We start from the raw sequence: 25,079 nt of genomic DNA, 5'->3' as shown, positions 1-25,079 counted from the left end.
TCGTTGCAATCGACTTACTATCATTTTGAACATATTCCGTGAGCGCATACTGTACAATCTATGGTGTGCGCTATTCTTCTGTGAAATCAGGTGAAGGCATGATTCCAAGATATCTAGTTGATTTTGATGTAGCGGAATTGACCCAATACGAAGCCGACGTCTTGATTATCGGCTCCGGCATTGCGGGCTTATATACGGCGATTAAGGCTGCGGAGAATCGGAAAGTGTTGCTGATTACCAAGAAAACTTTAATGGAAAGCAACACACGTTATGCTCAAGGCGGCATTGCTGCTGTCACATCGGACGAGGATACACCAGCTTATCACATGCAAGATACTCTGATTGCTGGTGCAGGTCTGTGTGAACCCGAGGCGGTCAGAACGCTTGTTCATGAAGGCCCAGACGGTATTAAAGAGTTAATACGATTGGGGACAGCCTTTGACCGTGTGGATGGTGAACTAGCGCTGACCCGAGAAGGGGCGCATAGTCATCGTCGCATTTTGCATGCAAATGGAGATGCCACCGGTTATGAAATCGTGCGTGCCTTATCACAGCAGGTTGCTGCCCATCCCGGTATCGAGGTGTGGGAAGAGTGTATGGTCATTGACCTGCTGACTGAGCATGGTGAGTGTATTGGGGCCCTCGTCCAAATGCCAGATGGAGAAAGGTCGTATATTACTGCCAATGCAACCATTTTGTGCTCAGGAGGTAGCGGGCAATTATACCGTTATACGACTAACCCGGATATCGCAACTGGGGACGGTATTGCTATGGCATATCGTGCTGGGGCGGTTTTACGGGATATGGAGTTCGTACAGTTTCATCCTACGGCCTTGTGCCATCCGGGCGCTCCAAGGTTTCTAATTTCCGAAGCCGTACGGGGAGAAGGTGCCGTGTTACGCAACATTCATGGAGAACGCTTCATGGACAAGTATGATTCCCGGCAGGAGCTTGCGCCCAGAGATATCGTAGCTCGTGCGATCATCCATGAGATGGAACGCACCCAGGCTACGTTTGTATACCTGGATATTACACACGAGCCGCCTGAGCGGGTAAAGCAGCGCTTTCCAACGATTTATCAGACATGTCTGTCATATGGTTTGGATATGACGACAGGCTGGATTCCCATTGCTCCTGCTGCCCATTATATGATGGGTGGTGTCCAGACTAATCTATACGGGGAAAGCTCCATTAGGCGTTTGTTCGCCTGTGGTGAGACCTCTTCCACAGGTGTTCACGGCGCTAATCGTCTGGCGAGCAATTCGTTATCTGAAGCTATTGTGTTCGCCAGCAGGATTATCGAGCGGCTGCATTCATTGCCACCGCTGGTTGGCCATACTTTGATATCTTACAATGATAACCGTGCAGAGTTTCAGGCTTCATCCGTCGCGGAACAGCGGTATAAGCTGCAAGAAACGATGGTTCATTATGCTGGAGTTCGTCGGCATAGTGAAGGGCTGCAAGCAGCTTTAGAAGAGCTGCGCGGGCTAGTGACTGCCTTTCAGGCTGTGATCACCAGTCGGGAAGAGATCGAATTCGCCAATTTGCTCACCTGTGCTTTATTAGTAGCAGATGGTGCGTTGCTGCGTGAGGAGAGTCGGGGGGCACACTATCGTGAGGACTTCCCTGAGACAGATGATTGCAAGTGGCGAAAGCATGTTCAGCAGCGACGTGAGCAAGGCATAACGGAGGAGAGCGTTCATGACATCTAACAGCGAGCTTTATGGAGAGTTTAGCGGATATCAGGAGGAACTGACGGCACAAATTCGCAGCTGGCTGCGAGAAGATACAGGTTCTGGCGATGTGACCACACGTTGGACGATTGAGCCGGGCCACCAATCCAAGGCTGTCATTCATGCCAAGGAGAGCGGCGTGATTGCGGGTTTACCTGTGGCTGAAATTGTATTTCGAGTAGTGGACCCTTCCTTGTCGTTCACTCCGTTGGTGACCGATGGTCAGTGGATTGAAAAGGGGAGCGTTTTGGCAGAAGTGAGTGGAAGTACTCATGCGATTTTGACCGGGGAGCGATTGGCGTTAAATTTACTCCAGCGGATGTCCGGTATTGCAACGCGGACGCGAACATTTATAGATCAATTGCACGGACTTTCCACGCGCTTGGTGGACACACGTAAAACAACACCAGGGCATCGACTGTTGGAGAAGTATGCTGTGCGTGTAGGCGGTGGCTCGAATCATCGCTTTGGTCTATACGATGCTGTTATGATTAAGGATAATCATATTAAGGGCGCGGGTGGGATTGCACAGGCGGTGAGCCGAGCGCGCGCGCACATACCGCATACAATGACGATTGAAGTAGAGACGGAAAACATGACGCAAGTCCGGGAAGCCCTGGAGGCTGGGGCGGATATTATTATGCTGGATAACATGTCCGTCCCAGATATGAAGGAAGCCGTTCGCTTCATTCGTGAACAGGCCCCACACGTCAAGACAGAAGCCTCAGGCAATGTATCGCTGGATACAGTGCGTGAGATGGCTGAGAGCGGCGTAGATGTGATTTCTGTAGGCAGGCTGACATACTCTTTTCATAATCTGGATATCAGCCTTGACCTTAACGCTAAGAAAGATAGGTGACACCCATTGATTCTTGTAGTGGATGTAGGTAATACCAATATTGTTCTGGGGATCTATGAAGGGCGCGAGCTGTTGCATCACTACCGGATCAGCACCTCCAGACAGGCAACCGCAGATGAATACGGCGTACTCATACATAATCTTTTTAGTATGGGCGGCGTATTAAAGGATGACATTCAGGGAGTTATTATTTCCTCTGTCGTTCCGCCATTGGTCCGTGTATTAGAGGAAATGTGCGATAAATATATAGGCAAAACGCCGTTAATCGTCGGACCGGGAATCAAGACCGGTCTTAATCTGCGTTACGAGAATCCGCGTGAAGTAGGCGCGGATCGGATCGTGAACGCTGTTGCGGCTGTAGAACGATTCGGTGGACCTCTCGTTGTGGTGGATTTTGGAACAGCGACCACGTTTGATTGTATTGATGATAAGGGAAACTACCTGGGTGGAGTCATTGTGCCCGGTATCGGCATTTCGACGGAGGCACTGTATCAACGGGCTTCCAAGCTCCCTCGTATTGAGTTGGAAAAACCCAAAAAGGTTATTGGTCGGAATACAGTCCACGCCATGCAAGCCGGGATTATTTTCGGTTATGCTGGACAAGTCGATGGCATTGTGAGGCGCATTAAAGAAGAAATGCAGGTGGAACCCACGGTTATTGCCACCGGAGGTCTTGCGGAGCTAATCGCATCAGAGACAGAGAGCATTCAGAAAGTGTTGCCGATGTTAACGCTCGAAGGATTACGCATCATTTACCAACGTAACGCCGACTAAAAAGTGGATATAAGCTGCCGCTGAGTCAATCCGATGATCTTATCGGTTTGGATTAGCGGCGTTTTTCGTCTATACTGAAATATGTTACGTTTTTGAACAATTCGCGTGATCTGTAGATGCAGGTTGTTTATATAGTAGGAAATGATGCTTCAAGGATGAGGGAATACTAACGAAAATAAGCAGCATGGCTGCTTTGGATAATAGGGGAGGATATCAATATGGAAAATAAACAGGATCGACTTATTCGCGGCACAGCCATGGATGGAAGGGTCAGAGCTTTTGCAGTTCGGACAACTCAATTAGTAGAGGAGTTGCGGAGAAGACATGATACTTATCCTACGGCAACCGCTGCTTTGGGACGAACCCTCACAGCGGGTGCAATTATGGGTTCTATGCTAAAAGGCAAAGAACGATTGACCATTCAAGTCAAAGGCGATGGACCGATTGGGCAAATTGTCGTTGATGCCAATGCTGTAGGAGAAGTGCGGGGTTATGTTACTGAACCACACGTGCATTTGCCGAGCAATAGTATGGGCAAACTGGATGTAGCGGGTGCCGTAGGTACAGAGGGATTCATTCATATTATCAAGGATTTGGGGTTAAAAGAACCGTACCGCGGTAGTATCCCGATTATTTCCGGTGAGCTCGGTGAGGACTTTACCTATTATTTTGCCAAATCTGAACAGACTCCGTCAGCGGTGGGTTTGGGTGTGCTGGTAGATACGGATAACTCCGTTATTGTGGCCGGCGGATTTATTATTCAGTTGCTTCCAGGTCTGAATGATGATGAGATTACTGCTATCGAAAATGCAGTTGGCTCAATTCCACCCGTTACCGCTCTGCTGGATCAAGGGCTGGAGCTTGATGAAATGCTGCGTTGGATGCTGCCGGACGTTCGAGTTCTGGATGAAATGGATATCCATTTTCAATGTGAGTGCTCACGCGAGCGCGTGGAAAAAACATTGATCAGTCTGGGAGAAAGTGAATTAAAGCAATTAATTGAGGAAGAAGGACAGGCTGAGGTCGTGTGTCACTTTTGTAATGAGGCTTATCAGTTTAATAAGGATGAATTGCAAAATCTGTTAGATCAAGCCAAGGCCTAACCGGATAGGCGGTGCAAGCGATGACTACACGGGAAAAGGGATTATGGACAGCTGTCATTATTCTGACCGTTAGCGTCGCCGCCTTGGGTGGTCTTATCATGCTTCGGGGGCTGTTAAAGCCGGGTGATGTAAGCAAGGATGACGGCGATCATACTGTGGCGGAGATGGGTCAGGAAGGCATATCGGAGGAACAGTGGGTAGCGGAACTGAAAAAGCGATATGGAACTAATACGCTGTTGCAAATGTTGAATCGTAAAGCCGTGCAGGCTGAAGCCAAGCGTCTCGGTATTAAGATCACCCAAGAGGATTTACAGCAAGTGCTGGAGCAGGATAGTAAAGGGTACGACTCAGAACATGCCTACTTTGAGGAAATGCAGCGACAGTTTGGCTTAAATCCGGTTGACTTGCGGAATGAAGCGGAGTACCGGATTGGCTTGGAGAAAATAGCCACCCAAGGTATTCAGGTTGAGGAAACGGAGATTGACGAGTATTGGGAACAGCACCCCGAAGAGTTTGCCGTTGGTAAGCAGATCAAACTTGCAGCTATTTATGTGGCTAAAGCAGAGGAAGCAGAGACGTTGCTCGATCGGGTCAAGCAAGGAGAAAGCTTTGACATGCTGCTTCGGGAGCATTCAGTCTCAGGTAACCCTCTTGGCGAGGATCACAGCGGACAGTTGGGATGGTTGGATGAATATGATCCATTTCAACCAGAGGCAGTCATGAAGGCGGCGAGAGAACTAAGCTCCGGGGATGTTGCAGGTCCCATCTCTGTTAATGATGGCTATGCGGTCATTTATGTACAGGATGTCAGACTAAAGAATTCTCCCGATAAGCAGCAAATTCGTCAGCAAATCCGCCGCTCTCTTGCGCTTGCACAAGCCGCTCCTTTGGATGAGGTCGAAAAGAGTCTGCGTGATAAATATGGAGCTCGTATTTTATCTGGGAAAGAGGCACCCTCTGCTTCTCTTTAGCATAGTGAAAGGATCTTGCTTTTGATGAAGATACGGTGCCGATAACGCGGGAGAACAGCCTATTGGCTTATTTACTTGTATTGACATTGGAATTGAAGATTGTTATGATTAGCGTATAAAACCAACTATTTTTATCGGAAATTAAATGAACGGCATAAAACTAAGATAGATTTACCTAGAATCATCTACAATATGTTTTCGCAATTTTTAATATATCATCTACAGTCAGGGAGGAATTATCATGGCTAAAGTTGTTAATAACATCACCGACCTTATCGGGGAGACTCCCCTCGTTCGCCTCAACCGGATCGTACCGGAAGATAGCGCCGAAATTTATTTGAAACTCGAATATCAGAACCCGGGCTCCAGTGTAAAAGACCGTATTGCGATTAGTATGGTGGAAGAAGCTGAGCGTGAAGGTCTGCTTAAGCCGGGCGGTACCATTATTGAAGCAACTAGCGGTAACACAGGAATCGGCCTGGCTATGGTTGCTGCTGCGAAGGGATATAAAGCAGTAATTGTTATGCCAGAAACGATGAGTATAGAGCGTCGTAATTTGTTGCGTGCTTATGGAGCCGAGCTTGTGTTAACACCTGGCTCAGAGGGTATGAACGGATCTGTTAAAAAAATGGAAGAGCTATTGAGCGAAAACCCGGATTATTTCGCTGCCGAGCAGTTCAAGAACAAAGCCAATATCAAAATTCACCGTGAAACGACGGGTCCTGAGATCGTAGAAGCGATTCGCTCCATTGGCGGCACGCTGGATGCTTTTATAGCAGGTATAGGGACTGGTGGAACCATTTCCGGTGCTGGAGAAGTGCTTAAAAAAGAATTCCCTGATATTAAAATCGTGGCTGTAGAGCCGGCCTCTTCCCCATTGCTAGCAGGCGGCAAGCCAGGACCTCACAAAATTCAAGGGCTGGGTGCAAACTTTATTCCTGAAATTCTAAACCGCGATATCTATGATGAAATTTTTCATGTAGAAAACGATGAAGCTTTCGAGGTAGCGCGTAGAGTGGCCAAGGAAGAGGGCATTTTGTCCGGTATTTCTTCTGGCGCGGCTGTTCATGCGGCCTTGAAGCTTGCTAAGCAATTGGGCAAGGGTAAGCGGATTGTTGTTATTATTCCAAGTAATGGCGAACGTTACCTGAGTACACCACTATACAATTTCGAGCTGTAATTATGTCGTAATTGTGTATACTATACGTAAGGAAACCCTCATTTCCCTGTAACCGGGGGGATGAGGGTTTCTTTGTAGGGAGAAAATGCAGACTTTTGGCATAGTAAGGGAAGGGGTAGCACACACAGATGAAATGGACAGCTAGAGTGACGGAGGCGCAGTGGCAAACCTGGCAGAAGGAAGGCTGGAATGTACTTCCCTATATTGCTGAGTACCCTTTGCCCGTAGGCGGTTTACCTTCATCGTGGCGGAGGGCTTGGGAGGATTCGTCGCCATATGCCTTCTTGCTGGAGAGCGCTAAAGGTGGAAGGTATACCTATCTGGCCTTGAATCCAGTTGCTATATTGGAAGGCAAGGGAGAACAAGCAGTTTGGACTGATTTGCAAAGCGGGGAGCATGGTGATATACATGGACAACCTTTGACAGTCATGAACGATTGGATCGCTTCTTACCGTGCGCCGCGTGTGCCTGGCATGCCTTTTTTCTCTGGGGGATTTGCGGGTTATCTGGGCTACGATGTAGCTCGCTCGTTGGAGCGTTTGCCAACTCAAGCTGCAGACGACACGGATATACCTGATTATGTATGGATGCGGGTGAATGAGCTATGGATTTATGATCACGAAACATCATACCTATATTGTGCTGTTCATATGCCTAATCCTGCCCGCTCCGGTGAATTCAGTAGCCAGACTGATTTGGCGAATGAGCTTATGGTGGATGAGACTACATCGATACTTGGCAAGCTTTATGCGGAAGCGGTCCAACGTGCAGAACGCATGCTAACTCAGTGGAAGAACATCATACATGCGGGAGAGACTGATCCAGCTCATCCTCGTCGTTGTGCTCGACTGTCCGAAAAAGGATTAGAGGCTGCTCATCAAGAATCTGAAGGCTGGAAAACGGCATTCAGTCAACAAGATTTTGAACATGCCGTGAAACGTGTGCAGGAATATATTGTCCAAGGGGATGTATTTCAGGTTAACTTGTCGATTCGCCAGCAACGTACGCTTGCAGCCCTTCCTGAGAATATATATGAATGGCTTCGTCTGCTGAATCCATCCCCTTATATGGGGATGCTGCGTATGCCAGATTTACGGATCGTCAGTGGCTCACCGGAATTGCTGGTGAAGCTGGAGGATGGACGTGTGAGCGCTCGACCTATTGCAGGTACGAGAAGAAGGGGGCTAACACCTGATGAAGACGCCGCTATGGCTGCAGAGCTTCTATCAAGTGAAAAAGAACGCGCCGAGCATATTATGCTCGTTGATCTGGAGCGTAACGATATCGGACGAATTGCTGAATACGGATCGGTGCATGTTCCTGAATTGCTGACTGTCGAATACTATTCGCACGTTATGCATTTGGTTTCTCAGGTTGAGGGGAAGTTAGCCTCGGGTCGTACAGCTATAGACGTAATTGCTGCTACCTTCCCGGGCGGAACCATTACCGGAGCTCCTAAGGTGCGCACGATGGAAATTATTGAAGAATTGGAGCCCGTCCGTCGGGGTCCTTATACGGGGTCCCTTGGATGGATTGACTATAATGGTAATATGGAATTAAATATTATAATAAGAACACTAGCTGTTCAGGGCAATACCGCCTATTTACAGACAGGTGCGGGTATCGTCATTGATTCAGACCCGTACAGGGAATATCGGGAGTGTCGGAACAAGGCCAGAGCTGTCATGAAGGCGGTACAATGTGGGGAAGAAGAAGCCGCTTTGAACAGGAGCGGTATCACAGGAGGGTGAGTCAAATGATTTTGGTGATTGATAATTATGATTCATTTACGTACAATCTTGTTCAATATCTGGGTGAACTTGGCGAAGAAGTAACCGTAAAACGGAATGATGAGATTGATGTGAAAGGCATAGAAGAGCTGGCACCAGAGCACATTTTGATCTCGCCAGGTCCATGCACACCGAATGAAGCGGGAATATCGCTGGATGTAATCAGCCATTTCAAGGGCCGGATTCCGATTTTTGGCGTGTGTCTCGGTCACCAGGCCATCGGACAGGCTTTTGGCGGTAAGGTTATCCGCGCTGATCGGCTCATGCATGGCAAAACATCACCGATTCTCCATCACAATACCTCAGTATTCGAAGGCCTGCCTTCTCCATTTACAGCCACCCGGTATCATTCATTGTTGGTAGAGCGTGAGAGCCTGCCTGAATGTCTAGAGATTACAGCTGAAACCGCAGAGGGTGAAATTATGGGTTTGCGGCATAAAGAGTTTGCCGTAGAAGGAGTTCAGTTCCATCCCGAATCTATTATTACGGACTACGGGCATCAACTGTTGCGCAATTTCCTAAAACGCAAGGTAGGCGTCTGATTTATGAGATATATTGGAGTCAATGGCGTCCTCACGGAAGCCGCAAAAGCCGTGATTCACGTAAGTGATCACGGCTTTTTATACGGTATGGGCTTGTTTGAAACATTCCGAACTTATAAGGGTGTTCCATTTTTGCTGGATCGGCATCTACATCGACTGGAGGAAGGCTGCCGAATGCTCGGCATTCCTTTTCAACCGGATGAAGAGCAGCTTACAAAACACATCCAGCATCTGATGGCGGCAAATGGATTGAATGAAGCCTATATTCGCTACACTGTATCCGCAGGTGAAGAGGCTCTGGGCTTGCCATCTGGTGACTACACGCGGCCCAACCATATTTTGTTCGCCAAGCCGTTGCCCTCTATAAATACACAACCCGGGCAATCATCGGCGCTTCAGTTGCTGCGAACCCCCAGAAACACTCCGGAGGGTGAGGTTCGATTAAAATCGCTCCATTATATGAATAATGTTCTTGCGAAGCGGGAACTTCAGCAATATGCTGAGGCTGTTCGTTATAAGGCTGAAGGAATAATGCTTACAGCCAACGGTTTTCTAGCAGAGGGAATAGTTAGCAATCTGTTTTTTGTGCGGAATAATACGCTGTATACCCCTGACTTGTCTACAGGAATTCTGCCAGGCATTACACGTGAGTTCATTTTGGAGTTGGCGGACTTGCGGGGCATTCCATGGGAGCAAGGGCTATACCACTGGTACGAGCTGAAACAGGCTGATGAAATTTTTATGACCAACTCTATACAAGAAATACGACCTGTGGATTTATTGTTGGAGCCGGGAGAAGTGGCAAGCCATTTATCGGTTCCTATGGCGCAGACCGAGTCCATAACAGCTTTGCTGTTGCACGATTATAGGCAGAAAGCAGGGATGAAGTGAATATACCAACTCTTTATCAACGTAGCTACCAAATGGGGGATGCCAAGCTTACACTCGGACACTCCACCCAGATTATGGGCATCCTCAATGTGACCCCGGATTCTTTTTCTGATGGAGGATTGCATTATAATCCAGAGATAGCTGTTTTACATGCATTGAAACTAGTGGAAGATGGAGCGAATATCATTGACATTGGCGGGGAGTCTACTCGTCCGGGCCATGAACCAGTAGGTGTGGAAGAGGAACTGGCTCGGGTCATTCCGGTCGTCCAGGCGATCCATCGTATTGCACCGCACATCCCATTATCTGTGGATACTTACAAAGCAGAAGTAGCCAGGCAGGCGCTTGAAGCAGGCGCACACATCATTAATGATGTGTGGGGCTTTAAGGCAGATCCCGATATGGCACGTGTAGCTGCGGAATTCGATTGTCCGGTCATTTTGATGCATAATCGTCACGACCGTAACTATAGCGATTTGGTTTCTGATATGCTGTCCGATTTAAAAGAAAGTATCCAATTGGCGCTGGATGCAGGGGTTCGTAAGGAGCAGATTATTTTAGACCCAGGCATCGGTTTTGCCAAGGATTACGATGAAAATATCCATGCTATGACTTCTCTCGATATATTAAGTCAGCTGGGGTTTCCGCTGTTATTGGCTACATCGCGCAAAAGATTTATCCGTACAGCACTGGATTTGCCTGTGGATGATGTGGTGGAGGGAACTGCGGCTACCGTGGCCTTTGGCATTGCTCAAGGGTGCCAAATTGTACGTGTGCACGATGTGGCACAGATCAAGCGCACCGTACGTATGTGTGATGCGATGGTGTACGGGGCTAAAAATCCACTGAGTTATGGTGGGTGAAGCCCGCTTCACGAATCCTTTGATTCTACGATCGCTGTTGCAACGGGATTCTTTGAATTGATAAGACATATGATTGTAAGAATCCCGTTAAGTATATGCTTACGATGTAGCTTTTCCTTGAAAAGCTTTGGAGGCGAGCGCTACGCTTCTTCGAATTCAAATGATTCGCTCCGCTACCACCAGCATAAAGTCACTGTATTTTTAGGGAGAAGTTTATGTAGGATGAAGGAAAAAAACATCTGACTGCGCAATGGCACGATATTGAACTTTTAAGTGGAGCTTATATAGATAAAATCAAAAAAAAGGGGACTTACCTACAATGGATAAAATGAAATTGCATCGCATGGAGTATTACGGATATCACGGTGTTTTTCCAGAGGAGCGTAAGCTGGGACAGCGTTACTATATTGATTTGGAACTGGAGCTTGATCTGCGTGAAGCAGGGGAGCAGGATGCTTTGGACAAAACGGTTAATTATGCTGAGGTGCATTACACCGTGAAAGATATCGTAGAAAAGGAATCTTACCAATTGATTGAAGCTTTGGGCGAACGTATTGCATCTTCCCTACTGGACACTTATACTAGTGTCAATGCACTGACTGTCAAAGTGACGAAGCCACATCCGCCGTTTGATATTCATTTTCAGGGTGTGACGGTTGAGCTTTATCGCGCAAGAAAGTAGGAACGATACATGAATGCACATTCGACCTCTGAGGCATCAGAGGCTTATATTGCTTTAGGGGCTAATTTGGGGGAGCGTGAGCATACCCTGTATGAAGCCATTACCGCACTGGACGAACATCCTGCGATACGAGTGGTGCGCTGCTCCAGTTTGTACGAAACAGAGCCTGTTGGATATCTGGATCAGCCTTCTTTTTTGAATATGACAGTAGCCGTCTCTACAACACTTGCTCCAGAGGAGCTTTTGTTTTATATGCTAGAGGTGGAGAGTCGTCTGGGGAGGGTAAGGCATATTCCTAACGGTCCACGAACCATTGATCTGGACTTGTTGTGGATGGAAGCGACACAACTGGCTACGCCAGATTTGGAACTTCCTCATCCTCGTATGCTGGAGCGTGCTTTTGTGCTGGTTCCTCTGGCTGACATTGTTCCGAGCCAAGACTCGTCCGGTCTGTACAGTATCGTGCATACAGCATTGAATTCTGTGGATGGAAAGGACGGCATACAGCTTTGGAAAACTTGCAGCTGGCGCAACGACTCCGCGCCTTTCGGAAGCTAAAAGGGTTCACCCAGCAGGAGTTGGCAAACCGAACCGGCATATCTTTGACTGTATTAGGTGCTGTGGAGCGAGGTAATCGTACAGTAGAAGCAGATATGCTGAACATCATCGCCCAAACGCTAGAAATTGAAGTCCGGGAATTGACGGATTGACGATAAGTATACGATATAAAAGAAGGAATAAAGGGGTGAACAGATATGTTGAAAATCGGCGATATTGAAATGAAAAACCAAGTCGTCTTGGCACCCATGGCAGGCGTGTGCAATCCTGCTTTTCGCTTGATCGCCAAGGAATTTGGTACAGGCTTGGTATGTGCAGAGATGGTTAGTGATAAAGCCATCATTCACGGCAACAAGCGTACACGTGAGATGCTGTTTGTAGATGAGCGCGAGAAGCCGCTTAGCTTGCAAATTTTCGGAGGCGATCGTGAATCTTTGGTGAAAGCGGCGAAGGTCGTAGACCAGGAAACGAATGCAGATATTATTGACATTAATATGGGCTGCCCGGTTCCCAAAGTGACCAAATGTGATGCAGGTGCTCGGTGGTTGCTTGATCCAAATAAGATTTATGAGATGGTATCGGCAGTAGTAGAATCGGTGAGCAAGCCAGTTACCGTGAAAATGCGTATCGGTTGGGATAGCGAGCATATTTACGCTGTAGAGAACGCTCGCGCTGTTGAACGTGCCGGAGGTCAGGCCGTCAGCGTACATGGCCGTACACGGGAGCAACTGTATACGGGGCATGCGAATTGGGATATTATAAAAGAAGTTAAAGAAGCAGTATCCATTCCTGTCATTGGAAATGGTGATGTTGTAACACCGGAAGATGCTCGGCGGATGTTGGATTTGACCAATTGTGATGGCGTTATGATTGGACGCGGCGCGCTGGGGAATCCATGGATGCTGTACCGTACGATTGAGTATTTGCAGACGGGTAAGCTGTTGCCTGATCCATCACCGGAGGAAAAAATCCGTATTGCCATTCTGCATATGGATCGACTGGTGGCGCTGAAGGGCGAAGCAGTAGCTGTTCGTGAAATGCGCAAGCATCTGGCTTGGTACCTCAAGGGCCTTAAAGATTCTGCACGTATTAAGGATTTAATTATGGAAGAAACAAAGCGCGACGATATGGTACGTATTTTGGATCAATTTGTATCTCAATTGCACATGGTGGAAAACGAAGGGGCTTCTACAAACGCTGCTTCTCTTGCTACTGTTGCGCAATAAGGAAGCTGTTCCGGCCTGCGCACGCGATTGACTTTTCCAATTGCTTGCCCTATAATCGTTCAGTATAAAATCTTGATGTATACTACAAATTGTATGCAGCTCTCAAGACAACAGCAGGAAATGTTCTCATTCCCTCAGAGTGGCATATTATGTTTTGAAAGCGTGCATTCCGATGCACTTTTAAACTTTTCCCATGACAGGAGAATCGGTTGAGATGAGCGATAAAGAAGTCATTCTGACACAGGAAGGCCTTAGAAAGCTCGAAGATGAGCTTGAAAACTTAAAGTCTGTCAAACGCCGCGAAGTGGCTGAACGGATTAAAGTAGCCATCGGATACGGAGATATTAGTGAAAACTCCGAATACGAGGATGCGAAGAATGAGCAGGCCTTTATTGAAGGCCGTGTAATTACGCTGGAAAAGATGCTACGCAATGCCCGTATTATCAATAGTGATGAAATTGACACCGATGTTGTGGGAGTAGGGGCAACTGTAACCGTTGAAGACTTGGAATTCGGGGATATTACAGAGTATGCTATCGTAGGTTCTGCCGAATCCGACCCGCTCCAGAACAAGATCTCCAATGAAAGCCCGGTTGGCAAGGCCATTCTCGGTAAGAAAAAAGGAACTGTTGTAGATGTAACCGTTCCAGCAGGAGTTATTCAATATAAAATCGTGGATATCAAGAAATAAAAACACGGACTTTGGAATTTAATGTAAAAGCTTCCTTGTGGAAGCTTTTTTTCTCTACACCCGAGACGGACCCCGGCCCGTCTATTCATATTGAAGGAGCTGATTTAGCACCATGTCGGATGAAACTACTAACCAGGAATTACAAGAAAATCGCGAGGAATTAAGTGAATTATTGCAAATTCGTCGTGCCAAATTGGACGAGCTTCGCTCATTGGGCATTGATCCTTTTGGACGCAAATACATACGCACGGCTGAAGCGGGCGTACTACTGAGCAAGTATGACAGCTTGACCAAAGAAGAATTGGAAGAAAAGAATATTGAAGTTAGCATAGCAGGCCGCATTATGGCTAAACGAGTTATGGGGAAAGCCAGCTTTGCTCATATACAGGATCTTAGCGGACGGATCCAAATTTATGTTCGTCAAGACACTGTACCTGAAGCAAATTATAAAGCATTTGGTATTTTGGATCTCGGGGATATTGTTGGTGTTAAGGGCGTGCTCTTTAAAACCAAGACAGGCGAAACGACGATCAAAGTGCTGGATATTGAGGTTTTGTCCAAATCCTTGTACCCATTACCGGAGAAATACCACGGTCTGAAGGATGTTGAATTGCGCTACCGTCAGCGTTATGTCGATCTGGTTATGAACCCAGAAGTACAAAAGACGTTCATTACACGGTCCCGTATTATTCAATCCATGCGTCGTTATCTCGATTCGCTCGGCTATTTGGAAGTTGAAACTCCAACGTTGCATGCCATTGCTGGCGGGGCGGCGGCGAAGCCATTTGTTACGCACCATAATGCATTGGACATGCAGCTTTATATGCGTATTGCTATTGAACTCCATTTGAAACGACTAATTGTCGGCGGAATGGAGAAAGTATATGAGATCGGTCGTGTTTACCGTAATGAAGGTATTTCGACCCGCCATAACCCTGAGTTTACGATGATTGAGCTGTATGAAGCGTATGCTGATTATAAAGATATCATGCAATTGACGGAAAACATGGTTGCACATATTGCGCAGGAAGTACTGGGCACACAACACATTCAATATCAAGGACAAGAAGTGGATCTGACGCCGCAATGGCGCAGAGTTTCCATGGTCGATGCTGTTAAAGAAGTAACAGGTGTGGACTTTAGTGCGCAAATGAGTAATGAAGAAGCTCATCGCCTTGCGAAAGAGCATAAGGTTCCGGTTGAACCGCACATGACATTTGGTCATATCCTGAATGCATTCTTTGAGCATTTTGTAGAGGAAACGCTCATTCAGCCAACCTTTATTACAGGACATCCAGTTGAAATCTCGCCATTGGCTAAGAAAAACGAACAGGACCCGCGTTTTACGGATCGCTTCGAGCTGTTTGTGGTCGCTCGCGAGCATGCGAATGCGTTCACTGAGCTGAATGATCCAATTGACCAGCGTCAACGTTTTGAAGCACAATTGCTGGAACGTGAGCATGGTAATGATGAGGCTCATCAAATGGATGATGACTTTATCCGCGCCTTGGAATACGGTATGCCGCCAACAGGCGGGCTGGGCATCGGCATCGATCGTTTGGTGATGTTGCTGACAGATGCACCTTCCATTCGCGATGTGCTGCTTTTCCCGCATATGCGTAACCGTACCGTAGAATAACATAACATTATGAATATAGAGGATCAGCCGGGGTTCCCGTGTCTTGTTCCTCTTTTTCATAAGAACGGATGGAGAGGAATACTTCTGATGAAACGCAGCGTCAAGCTTAGTCGGTTCGCATCGCCTCCTTTTATATTGGTCATCGGATATGTATTGATTATTGCATTGGGTACTTTACTGCTGATGCTTCCTATTGCCAATCATGGTGGACATGCTCCGCATTGGATTGATTCGCTTTTTACGTCCGTCTCTGCTGCTTGTGTCACAGGATTGGTCGTTGTTGACGTCGATTCGACCTATACGTTATTTGGAGAAACCGTCATTTTGGTGCTGATGCAGCTAGGCGGGTTGGGCTTTATGACCTTAGCGACCTTGTTTGCGCTGTTGATGGGACGACGGCTATCGTTGAAGGATCGGCTGCTGCTTAAGGAAGCGATTAACGCCGATAGCATGGAAGGGATCGTGCGCATTATTCGCAAGGTGCTGATCTTTTCTTTTACCATTGAAGCAATTGCGGCTGTCGTCTTAGCTTTGCGGTGGATGCGAGAGATGCCGGTCGGACAGGCGATATATTATGGGATTTTTCATTCCGTATCCCTCTTTAATAACGGGGGATTCGATCTGTTTGGGACCAGCTTTCAACAATACGCTGGAGATTTTGTTTTCAATATGATTGCATCTGTGCTTGTGCTTTCGGGAGGACTGGGTTTCCTTGTACTAAGCAACTTGTTCGATTTTCGTCGTACCCGGAGACTGACTTTACACTCTAAAATGGTGCTAAGCGTGTCGGGAGCGCTCATTGTCATTGGTGCGCTGGTTATATTTATTTTTGAGTTTACCAATGCACGAACCTTGGGTGGACTGAACTGGGAAGGCAAAGTATATGCCGCTGTCTTCCAATCCGTCTCCACGAGATCATCGGGTACAAGCACAGTCGACATCAGCGGGTTAAGGCAGGCCAGTCAATTTTTTATTATGCTGCTGATGATTATCGGTGCTTCTCCAGGCTCTACTGGAGGAGGAATTAAAACAACTACGTTTCTGCTTATGGTAGGTGCGTTAATCGCCGTCATGCGAGGACAGAAGGAGATTGTGTTTTTCCGTCATAGGGTTCCTCAAGATATCATGATGCGGGCGTTGACCATCATTGTAATGGCGCTATTTATATTCTCGATTGTGGTTATACTGCTCTTAATGACAGAGGATGCTCCATTTCTCTCTCTTGCCTTTGAGGCGGCTTCTGCCATCGGAACGGTAGGGTTGTCTGTAGGAGTGACGCCAGGATTGTCTGACGCAGGCAAGCTGATTATTTGTGTGACCATGTTTATTGGTCGAATCGGTCCTCTTACGATCGCCTATGCCATTCGCCCACGTTCGACCAAGACGTTGTACCGTCGTCCTGAAGGACATATTGTAATTGGATAGCTTATCTATATAAAAGATGCACCCGTGCTGATAACAGGGGTGCATCTTTTTTTATTACACATATCATAATCCTTTATTTGCAGCATATTATGAAAAATGCCCAATTTGAGAATAAGAGGAAATGGACTAAATAGCCGCAATTTTATTGTAAAAAAACGGCTATTTGTTTCCTTTTATGTAATTATAGACAAAATACTAGGAATATTATGTATAATATTGTATGATAGTGGGCATGAAGGGGGGGACTTAGGGGAATACCAATTTCAAATTTGAAAGGAATCGTCCATTATGTATTTATTTATTATTAGTGCTGAGGTTTTGTTTTGGGTTTTTGTTGTTGCAGGGTTAGTCGCAAGGTATATGTTTGGGTTGAAGAAATTAGGGGGCCTTCTTTTACTCTTTACCCCAATTATTGATATCCTGTTACTGATTGCGGTGTTCATCACGGTTAGAAGTGGCATGGAGATTACGACTGCTACTGGCCTGGCAGCCTGTTATTTTGGTATTACCGTAGCGTTTGGTCATAGGTTAATTAAGTGGGCGGATATACGGTTCTCTCATTGGTTTGGTAAAGGACCTAAGCCTGAACGCAAGTATGGTGCTGCGCATGCAAAAGAGGAACGGATAGGTTGGCTGCTTCACCTCTTGGGCTGGGCTATAGGCAACGCTTTGTTGCTCGCCATCATTGTATATGTAGGTGATCCGCAGCGTACGGCGGCATTGGAGGGTATTATGCAAACATGGGCGATCGTTCTGGCAATCGACTTTGTTGTCTCCTTTAGCTATACGGTAGCTCCTAAAAAACATAAACATAAGGCTTAGTCAAGAAGAATAGAGCCTCAAGCTTGAACCGAATCAGGCTGGTCACTCAGAATGTTCAAATCGGGAGAGTCATTGCTGGTGAAAATGAAGTGGTTACTTTCGATAATGGGATGAGTCTATCGCTGGAATGGAAATATTTATAATAGTATGATATTTTTATGTTAAAATCACTTTGACAGTCACCTTATTGTTGCCTCTCTACTTTTTTCACACGCATGGACTCCTTTCGATTTGGACACAGACCAATAAAAACAGCATTCACAATTTTTAAAATATTCTTGGCATCTGCCTAAAACGGCGCCTATATAAGTTTGGCAACTGACGAGATAATATTCCAGGAAAGATTATATATGTCTATATATGTAGACAAACGCAATTAAGTTGTTATTATGTTTAAAAATGTAAAAAAGAAAGGTGGTTTCTGTGGCAGTACTACTGAGTGGAAAAAACATTTTGATTATGGGTGTAGCTAATAACAGGAGTATTGCCTGGGGGACAGCCCAATCTTTAGCTGCGGAAGGAGCAAATCTCATTTTTACTTACGAAAATGAGAGGGTTGCAGAACGGGTGCTAAAGCTCGCTGAAACCATTCCGGGTTCAATTGTCTGTCCTTGCAATGTACAGAGCGATGAAGAATTGGACGCGCTGACGGATTTTCTTAAGGAGAAGGTAGGCGTCTTACACGGATATTTCCACAGTGTTGCGTTTGCTAAGGCTGAGGATTTGGAGGGCTTGTTCGTCGACACTTCTCGCGAGGGATTCGCAATTGCTCAAGAAATCAGTGCCTATTCTCTGGCTGCCGTATCCCGTCGCGTATATCCGCTGATGACTGAGGGTGGGAGTATCGTCACCATGACGTATATCGGTGCAGAACGAGCCATCAAGAATTACAACATTATGGGTGTAGCAAAGGCTTCACTAGAAGCCAGCATGCGCTATCTGTCGAATGATCTGGGTACTTATGGCATTCGTGTAAATGCAATTTCGGCTGGTCCTATACGTACTTTGGCCGCCTATGGCATTAAAGATTTTAACACAATGCTAAAGCATATTGAAGAAACTACGCCCCTACGCAAGACGGTCGATACGTCCGAAGTCGGAGATACGGCGTTATTCCTATTTTCCCATTTATCGAGAGGCATTACGGGTGAAGTGATCCATGTAGATGCTGGATACCATATTACGGGGATGTAAGGAGGGAACGTTGTGCTTATTACGCATACGGATTGCCGTATTATCTCACCTGAAGGAATTATGAGCAGGGAGCGCCTGGAACGGGACGTGGCGATCTTCTCACGGATGTTGACTCTCAGAGGAATTCCTGAAGACGGTAGAGTGATTCTAAAAGCGGCCAATTCCTATTGGTTTGTTGTATCTCTGTTCTCCCTGTGTCATCTCGCAGTCTCGGTAACTGTGGTGGACGAGCAGACTGTAATTGATGAGGTGGCCCAAATCTATGATGAAGCGGGTGCCTGTTGCATCCTGACGGATTCCGATTTAGAACTTCCTCATGCTCTCGTTATTCTGATTCAAGATCTCATTCAAGAAGAAGCAGTACACCCGTATTGGGTGGGAGAGCCAAAGTCCGAAGCCCTCGACTTTAACAAGTGGTGCGAGAGATCTGATGCGCTCATTCTGTATTCTTCAGGTACGACGGGAAAACCCAAGGGAATCGTGAAAGCTGGTTCAGCTTTTATGGAGAATATCAGGCATTCTATACACGCTATGAACTACATACCGTCTGACCATATGCTCCCCGTGGTGCCTTTCTCTCATTTTTATGGAGTTTCACTTATCTTCTCCTGGTGGTTAACCTCATGTTCTCTCATCATCTGCAATCCAAAAAACCTCTGGAGCGTCATTGCAAGTATTACGAAAGACCGGGCGACGGTCGTAGACGCTAACCCCTCTGCTTTTTACACCTTGTTGCGTATGCTAAGCCGAAAACCCGAACAGCTGGAATTGATCAAGCAATCTCCAGTCCGCATGTGGTGCGTAGGCGGTTCTCCACTTACCCAAGACCTCGAAGAGAAATTTAACAACATATTTGGACAGCCCCTGCTGAATGGTTATGGCCTTTCTGAACTGGGCAACGTTACGCTGGGGACGCTGGATTGTCCGAAGGGTTGTGGCAAACCATTACCCGGTGTGGATTTGAAAATACTTGATTCTACAGGCAACCAGCAGGCAGACGGTATCGTAGGCGAAGTGTGGATACGAAGTGCCGGATGTATGGAAGGTTATCTGAATCGTCCAGACCTGACACAATCTGTTCTACAGGATGGCTGGTTCAAGACGGGAGATCTAGGCTATCTGGATGACGGAATGCTGTATGTTATTGGTCGCAGCGGTAAGACGGTCAATCGGATGGGCTACATGGTTTCTCCAGTCTATATCGAAGACCGAATTGGTTCGCTAGGTTACCGATCCTGCGTGATTACTTTGGAGGATGAGGCAAAAGGGACTTTGCTTGTTGCATTCATCGAAAGTGAATCCCCACAGGTCTTACCTGTGCTCCGCAAAGAGATGAATCGGGTGCTCCCTTCTTACATGTTTCCCGATCTTTTGCTTCCACTCGATCATTTTCCTTTAAATCGCAATGGAAAAGTAGATCGTCTGGAGATGGAGCGAACTGCTCTAGAGAAAGCTGCTTCTCGCAAAGCATAACAAAATATTTATCAAAATCGCATATAGGAAAGGGAGAATGTGCCATGAGTATAAATCCAGAAATGGCAGAAAACACGCTGTTTTTGAAAAGGCATGAATCTATTCTGAAATGCCTCAATTATTTGATTGAAAATCGGCAAGAAGTGATGGATATTCTCACGCAGTTTTCATCCTATCGGGCCGCCAATGCAGAAATTGACTCCACGATCCTCACACTTCAAGGTGCATTGCAAGAAGTGCAGACCCATCAGCCAAGCTGGCAACGATCTATGGCTGTATTCATGCCCTCCAACGTCATTTTGTACTCTTATGCATTATACCTCTTGATTCCATCCCTGTACGTTGAAAATATAGACTTTCGCCCTTCTTCTCACGTAAACGAGTACGTCAATATGCTGCATGAAAAGCTCCAGGCTGTACATGAGTTACCCATCTATATTCGTAAAGTTAGCCAGAAGGTGTTCATGGAAAACTCCGTGATGCCGGCTGATATTGTGGTGTTTACCGGAAGCTACACCAATGCGGAGAAGATCAAAAAGCAGATCCGCAAAGATCAGCTCTACATTTTTTATGGGCAAGGGATCAATCCTTTCATCATTGGGCCAGATGCCGATCTGGAGCTGGCGGTTACTGATGTGATCCGCATGAGATTGTTCAACTCCGGACAGGACTGCCTGGGACCTGACATCATCCTGGTACATCAAGAGGTGAGTGAGCCATTCAAAAACTTGCTGATTCAACGGCTTGACGAACTCGTATTTGGAGCCAACAATGACCCGAATGCGAACTACTCCCCTATATTCTATAAAGACACGCTATATTCGGTTTCTGAATATTTTAATACAAACGATAAGTTTATTATTTATGGCGGCGGCATTGATTTCCGTACGAAAAAGATGGAGCCAACGGTTGTATATAGCGAATTGGATCAGAACTTGGAGATTATTGAGTATTTTTCACCAGTGTTCAATGTAGTTAGCTACCAAGACGACGAGCAATTGATCAAACGCATTTCCTCCAGTTATTTCAGCGAACGGGCAATGGGTTGCAGCTTATACGGGTCGGAGCATCTGACTGATGTTCTACGAAAGAAGCACACATTGACCATTAATCAAACACTTGAGGATGTGGATCAAGGCAATAAGCCTTTTGGTGGCTATGGCACGATGTCGAACTATATTTTTTATGATTATAAGCTCGTTTCGAAGCCGATCTTGATCTCGGAAATTGTCGCAGAATATTTGTCAGAAAAGAGGAGTTTGGTATGACCGCAAGTATATCCCCCTGGGATGCCATCATTGGCTACTTACAATCGGCTGGGGTTCAGCACCTCTTTGGATTACCAAGTGACGATCTCAATATCGTAGCGTCACTCCCCTCATCCGGTATGGATTTTATTCTCTGCAAAGATCAGCGTAATGCTGTATTTATGTCCGCAGGCTATGCGCTCACAACTAACCAGATGTCCGTGTGTGTTGTGGGGAAAGGCCCTGCGCTTAGTAATACACTTACGGGGCTGCTGGAAGCCAAGAACCTGGGTGCCCCGCTACTGCTTTTTGGCGCTTGGCACCGGAGGAGACAAGCTGGGTACCCGATCCTTTCAGGAAGCCGATCAAATCTCACTCGTGAAGCCACTCGTAAAATGGGCTTACCGTGTCGAGCATGTGGATCGGCTTGTATGGGCAATGGAGCGGGCTGCCTTTTTGGCTATCAATGGAGCACCGGGACCTGTCTATATCGAACTACCCGAAAACCTGATGGACCAGCCTGTGCCAACAGAGCTTCAGTTTGCCCCGCCAGAAAAGCTGTCGTGCTCTCCATCACTTCGGGAGTTGGATGCGGCATGGAGCATTATTGAGACAGCCCGCAGGCCTCTCATTCTAGTGGGGGGTGGAATGAAGTCAGGAACAGGTGATGTCATTGAGCGGTTCGCCAGCCAACATGGAGCAGCCTTGTTCGCGACTGCCTCGGGAAGAAGCGTAATTAATGAAGATCATGCACTTTTCTGTGGTGTTGCTGGGCTTTATACCGATCTGAGTCTGAGGCAAATCTGGAATGAATCTGATGTAGTTATTACACTGGGTAGCCGATTGGAAGAAACGGCTACGTTCGAGTGGGATATTTTGCTGCAGGATACGCCTTTGATTCAAGTCAATGTAGAGCTGGAGGATTTCGCTCACGAATTCAGGGGCATCAAGTTGCTTGGTGACGGATATGCGGCAGTGGAGCAATGGCTTGAACGACGCGGGCAAGAGCCTGATGAGGCATGGCTTGAAACGATCGGAAGATGCAAACAGAAGGCTTTTTCTCAGAGGGCTAATTATCTGGAAGAGCTGAAAAGGGCCCCCGGCATCCACGTTCCAGAGCTGTTGGACATGATTCAGGCAGAGTTCCCTGAAGACCTGGTGCTTTTACAAGAGAACGGATTGCAGGATATGTGGTCTTACTTTTATCCATATTTCCGTTTTGCCTCAGGCTCACTTTCGATTGTTCCCAGTGATCAAACGAGTCTCGGCTTCGGTGCGGCCGCTGCTCTGGGGGCAAGTGTGGCGACAGAACGCCCGGTAGTAGCGCTTGTAGGTGACGGTGCATTCAATCTATTTTGTTCAGATTTTATGACGGCGGTACAGTATCAAATACCAGTAATTTATCTTGTACTTAATAATGGCGGCTACGGTTGGCTGCAAAATCAGATGAATTATAAGCATATCTCAGGACAGGACTTCCCATTTGTTTCGGAGGCGGTCAAAACAGGAATCCAAATTCCCCAGTATGAGTTTGTCGAAAGTCTGGCGATCCGGAGCAAGGGGGAGGCTCGGGAACAGCTTCAGCTTGCTTGGCAAAAGTACAAGGAGAACAAGCTTGTGGTCGTCGAGGTATTTGCTGATCTTGCAGATGTGCATGAGAAAATTAGTCATGTATATGGCGACTTTCCTCTCTACGAGCAACAGGCTTCCAAGAATTAATTTCAGCGAAGGACGTGGGTATGGTGAGAAGACGTGTTGTAGTGACAGGACAGGGAGTCGTAACGCCGGTCGGGCTTCATCTTACAGATTTCTGGAATTCATTGCTGGAAGGAAAAAGTGGAATCGGACCTGTCACTGTTTTCGATACAGCAAATATACCAACAAAAATTGGTGCGCAGGTTACGGGCTTTGACCCGTTGGAGTATATGAGCAAAAAGGAAGCGCAAAAGGTTGCACAGTTCACTCAATTTGCCTTGGCGGCTGCCCGCCAGGCAGTCGAGCAATCGAAGTTAGTCATTGATGAACGGAATGCAGGCCGTGTGGGTGTTATCGTCGGTTCTGGGGCAGGCGGTCTCGATGTCATAGAGGAGAACTACCGGAAACTAACAGAGCTGGGTCCTAAAAGGGTTTCGCCTTATTTTGTTTCCTCAATGATGATTAATTCTGCGCCTGGCGAAATCTCTATTGCTATTGGAGCAAAGGGACCCTCGTTTGCCGTAGTTACAGCTTGTGCTACAGGAAGCAATGCCATCGGCGAAGCATTACGTACGATCCAGTATGGCACGGCTGATGTCGTAGTAGCTGGAGGAGCAGAGGCCAACTTTAGTCAGCTTGATTTGGCATCTTTTGCGAATATTCACGCTCTCTCCAGACGTAATGAAGAGCCACAGAAGGCCAGTCGCCCGTTTGATACGGATCGCGATGGCTTTGTCATCGGTGGAGGAGCAGGGGTTCTAGTGTTGGAGGAGTTGGAACATGCATTGAACCGGGGGGCCACCATTTTGGCTGAAGTGGCGGGTTACGGATGCACAACAGATGCATATCATATCACGGCTCCAGATCCCTCAGGCTCCGGCCCGGCAGAAGCGATTAATATAGCACTGCAAGATGGCGGCTTGACACCGCAGGAGATTGACTATGTCAATGCCCACGGTACGAGTACGCCGTTTAATGACCGAATGGAGATTAACGCTATTCAAAAAGTATTTGGAGAGCATGCTCCCCGTTTGGCGATATCGTCTATTAAATCCATGACAGGCCATTTAATGGGCGGTGCAGGGGCAGTCGAATTAATTGCAACGGTACAGAGTATGATCCACAGCAAAGTACCACCGACACTCAATTGCGACAATCCCGAAGCCCCTGAACTGAATTTTGTACCGCATGTATATCAGGAACGTGAAGTCCGTGCGGCGATTAGTAACTCTTTTGGCTTTGGAGGGCACAACGTTTGTCTTGCCGTTCGTAAGTGGGAGGGGGTATAAGCCTGTGAGCGAAGAGCTAATCCGTATTGAGGATGTGCTTCCGCACAGGTACCCATTTCTTCTGCTCGATGGCGTGACCGGGTACGAAACGTCGCAATGGGCGAAGGGGTACAAGCTTGTTACCCGGAGTGAGTGGTTTATTACAGAGGCTAATCCATACATGCCTCCTATGCTGATCGTGGAGTCGCTTGCACAATTAGCGGCATTCGCTGCGATTGACAAAAGGGGTATTTCATATCTGACCAACCTCAATGGCGTTCGTTTCCATAGCTTCGCGAAGCCTGGGGACCGAATTGACCTCTATTTTGAAGTGGTCAAGCGTCGGCGTGGTTATATTCTCGGAAGTGGTCGGGCTACCGTAGGCGATCGACTGGTGGCTGAGGCGGAGGAAATTGTTTCACTTGATCAATGACGGAGTGGAAGCGCGCGTTA

Annotated in this window: 23 protein-coding genes and 1 pseudogene; all 24 read left to right on the top strand. The window is 47.0% G+C overall.

The annotated features are described in order from the left end of the window. The first annotated feature begins 98 nt into the window (after positions 1-98). The 24 genes and pseudogenes from nadB (at position 99) to C0638_RS07340 (ending at position 25,059) form a co-directional block, all read left to right on the top strand. Complete coding sequence (nadB, locus tag C0638_RS07455; RefSeq protein WP_025674487.1) at positions 99-1,712, top strand: L-aspartate oxidase; 1,614 nt, start codon at positions 99-101, stop codon at positions 1,710-1,712. After that, positions 1,702-2,592, top strand: a complete 891-nt coding sequence (gene nadC, locus C0638_RS07450; RefSeq protein WP_013368696.1) for a carboxylating nicotinate-nucleotide diphosphorylase — start codon at positions 1,702-1,704, stop codon at positions 2,590-2,592. The genes nadB and nadC overlap by 11 nt, the downstream gene beginning before the upstream one ends. A 6-nt stretch (positions 2,593-2,598) precedes the next feature. Further along, positions 2,599-3,366, top strand: coding sequence for a type III pantothenate kinase (locus C0638_RS07445; RefSeq protein WP_058710669.1), 768 nt, complete (start codon positions 2,599-2,601; stop codon positions 3,364-3,366). A gap of 218 nt (positions 3,367-3,584) precedes the next feature. Beyond that, positions 3,585-4,469 carry an Hsp33 family molecular chaperone HslO gene (gene hslO / locus C0638_RS07440; protein ID WP_025674491.1) on the top strand — a complete coding sequence of 295 codons (885 nt, stop codon included), beginning with the start codon at positions 3,585-3,587 and terminating at the stop codon, positions 4,467-4,469. A 20-nt stretch (positions 4,470-4,489) separates the two neighbouring features. Beyond that, positions 4,490-5,440, top strand: a complete 951-nt coding sequence (locus C0638_RS07435) for a peptidyl-prolyl cis-trans isomerase (RefSeq protein ID WP_013368699.1) — start codon at positions 4,490-4,492, stop codon at positions 5,438-5,440. A 241-nt stretch (positions 5,441-5,681) separates the two neighbouring features. Beyond that, positions 5,682-6,620: a cysteine synthase A gene (gene cysK / locus C0638_RS07430; protein ID WP_016818901.1), complete on the top strand. Its 939-nt coding sequence runs from the start codon at positions 5,682-5,684 to the stop codon at positions 6,618-6,620. Positions 6,621-6,748: 128 nt separating this feature from the next. Next, positions 6,749-8,371 (top strand): anthranilate synthase component I family protein, encoded by a 1,623-nt coding sequence (locus C0638_RS07425; protein WP_058710668.1) that lies wholly within the window; start codon positions 6,749-6,751, stop codon positions 8,369-8,371. A 5-nt stretch (positions 8,372-8,376) separates the two neighbouring features. Further along, positions 8,377-8,952, top strand: coding sequence for an aminodeoxychorismate/anthranilate synthase component II (pabA, locus tag C0638_RS07420; protein ID WP_013368702.1), 576 nt, complete (start codon positions 8,377-8,379; stop codon positions 8,950-8,952). Positions 8,953-8,955: 3 nt separating this feature from the next. Then, positions 8,956-9,843 (top strand): aminotransferase class IV, encoded by an 888-nt coding sequence (locus tag C0638_RS07415; protein WP_058710667.1) that lies wholly within the window; start codon positions 8,956-8,958, stop codon positions 9,841-9,843. Then, entirely contained in the window at positions 9,840-10,706 is an 867-nt protein-coding gene (gene folP, locus C0638_RS07410; protein WP_058710666.1) for a dihydropteroate synthase, read from the top strand. Before C0638_RS07415 ends, folP begins: the two co-directional genes overlap by 4 nt. Positions 10,707-11,025: 319 nt before the next feature. Next, positions 11,026-11,388, top strand: a complete 363-nt coding sequence (gene folB, locus C0638_RS07405; RefSeq protein ID WP_013368705.1) for a dihydroneopterin aldolase — start codon at positions 11,026-11,028, stop codon at positions 11,386-11,388. Between the two features lie 9 nt (positions 11,389-11,397). Further along, entirely contained in the window at positions 11,398-11,946 is a 549-nt protein-coding gene (folK, locus tag C0638_RS07400) for a 2-amino-4-hydroxy-6-hydroxymethyldihydropteridine diphosphokinase (protein WP_013368706.1), read from the top strand. Further along, the gene (locus C0638_RS07395) at positions 11,898-12,098 is read left to right on the top strand and encodes a helix-turn-helix domain-containing protein (RefSeq protein WP_013368707.1); all 201 of its coding nucleotides are present in this window, start codon (positions 11,898-11,900) and stop codon (positions 12,096-12,098) included. Before folK ends, C0638_RS07395 begins: the two co-directional genes overlap by 49 nt. 45 nt (positions 12,099-12,143) lie before the next feature. Then, positions 12,144-13,172, top strand: coding sequence for a tRNA dihydrouridine synthase DusB (dusB, locus tag C0638_RS07390; protein ID WP_058710665.1), 1,029 nt, complete (start codon positions 12,144-12,146; stop codon positions 13,170-13,172). A 214-nt stretch (positions 13,173-13,386) separates the two neighbouring features. Then, positions 13,387-13,863 (top strand): transcription elongation factor GreA, encoded by a 477-nt coding sequence (greA, locus tag C0638_RS07385; RefSeq protein ID WP_013308160.1) that lies wholly within the window; start codon positions 13,387-13,389, stop codon positions 13,861-13,863. A gap of 112 nt (positions 13,864-13,975) precedes the next feature. Continuing rightward, positions 13,976-15,502, top strand: a complete 1,527-nt coding sequence (gene lysS, locus C0638_RS07380; RefSeq protein ID WP_058710664.1) for a lysine--tRNA ligase — start codon at positions 13,976-13,978, stop codon at positions 15,500-15,502. 87 nt (positions 15,503-15,589) lie between these two features. After that, a complete protein-coding gene (locus C0638_RS07375) occupies positions 15,590-16,927 on the top strand; it encodes a TrkH family potassium uptake protein (RefSeq protein ID WP_058710663.1) in 1,338 nt (445 codons plus the stop codon). A 288-nt stretch (positions 16,928-17,215) separates the two neighbouring features. Beyond that, positions 17,216-17,749 carry a hypothetical protein gene (locus C0638_RS07370; protein ID WP_058710662.1) on the top strand — a complete coding sequence of 178 codons (534 nt, stop codon included), beginning with the start codon at positions 17,216-17,218 and terminating at the stop codon, positions 17,747-17,749. A gap of 423 nt (positions 17,750-18,172) precedes the next feature. Further along, on the top strand, positions 18,173-18,943 hold the full coding sequence (gene fabI, locus C0638_RS07365) for an enoyl-ACP reductase FabI (RefSeq protein ID WP_013368713.1): 771 nt from the start codon (positions 18,173-18,175) through the stop codon (positions 18,941-18,943). Positions 18,944-18,955: 12 nt separating this feature from the next. Next, complete coding sequence (locus C0638_RS07360) at positions 18,956-20,416, top strand: class I adenylate-forming enzyme family protein (protein ID WP_013368714.1); 1,461 nt, start codon at positions 18,956-18,958, stop codon at positions 20,414-20,416. 44 nt (positions 20,417-20,460) lie between these two features. Then, positions 20,461-21,684 carry an aldehyde dehydrogenase family protein gene (locus tag C0638_RS07355; protein ID WP_058710661.1) on the top strand — a complete coding sequence of 408 codons (1,224 nt, stop codon included), beginning with the start codon at positions 20,461-20,463 and terminating at the stop codon, positions 21,682-21,684. Then, a pseudogene (locus tag C0638_RS07350) lies at positions 21,681-23,382 on the top strand (thiamine pyrophosphate-binding protein). The gene C0638_RS07355 and the pseudogene C0638_RS07350 overlap by 4 nt, the downstream one beginning before the upstream one ends. A 20-nt stretch (positions 23,383-23,402) precedes the next feature. Next, positions 23,403-24,647 (top strand): beta-ketoacyl-ACP synthase II, encoded by a 1,245-nt coding sequence (gene fabF, locus C0638_RS07345; RefSeq protein ID WP_013368717.1) that lies wholly within the window; start codon positions 23,403-23,405, stop codon positions 24,645-24,647. Between the two features lie 4 nt (positions 24,648-24,651). Next, entirely contained in the window at positions 24,652-25,059 is a 408-nt protein-coding gene (locus C0638_RS07340; RefSeq protein ID WP_013368718.1) for a 3-hydroxyacyl-ACP dehydratase FabZ family protein, read from the top strand. Positions 25,060-25,079: the final 20 nt, after the last annotated feature.

The organism is Paenibacillus sp. lzh-N1 (genome assembly GCF_002872435.1).
Lineage (GTDB): Bacteria > Bacillota > Bacilli > Paenibacillales > Paenibacillaceae > Paenibacillus > Paenibacillus polymyxa_C.
This window is presented reverse-complemented; position numbering and strand designations above follow the sequence as displayed.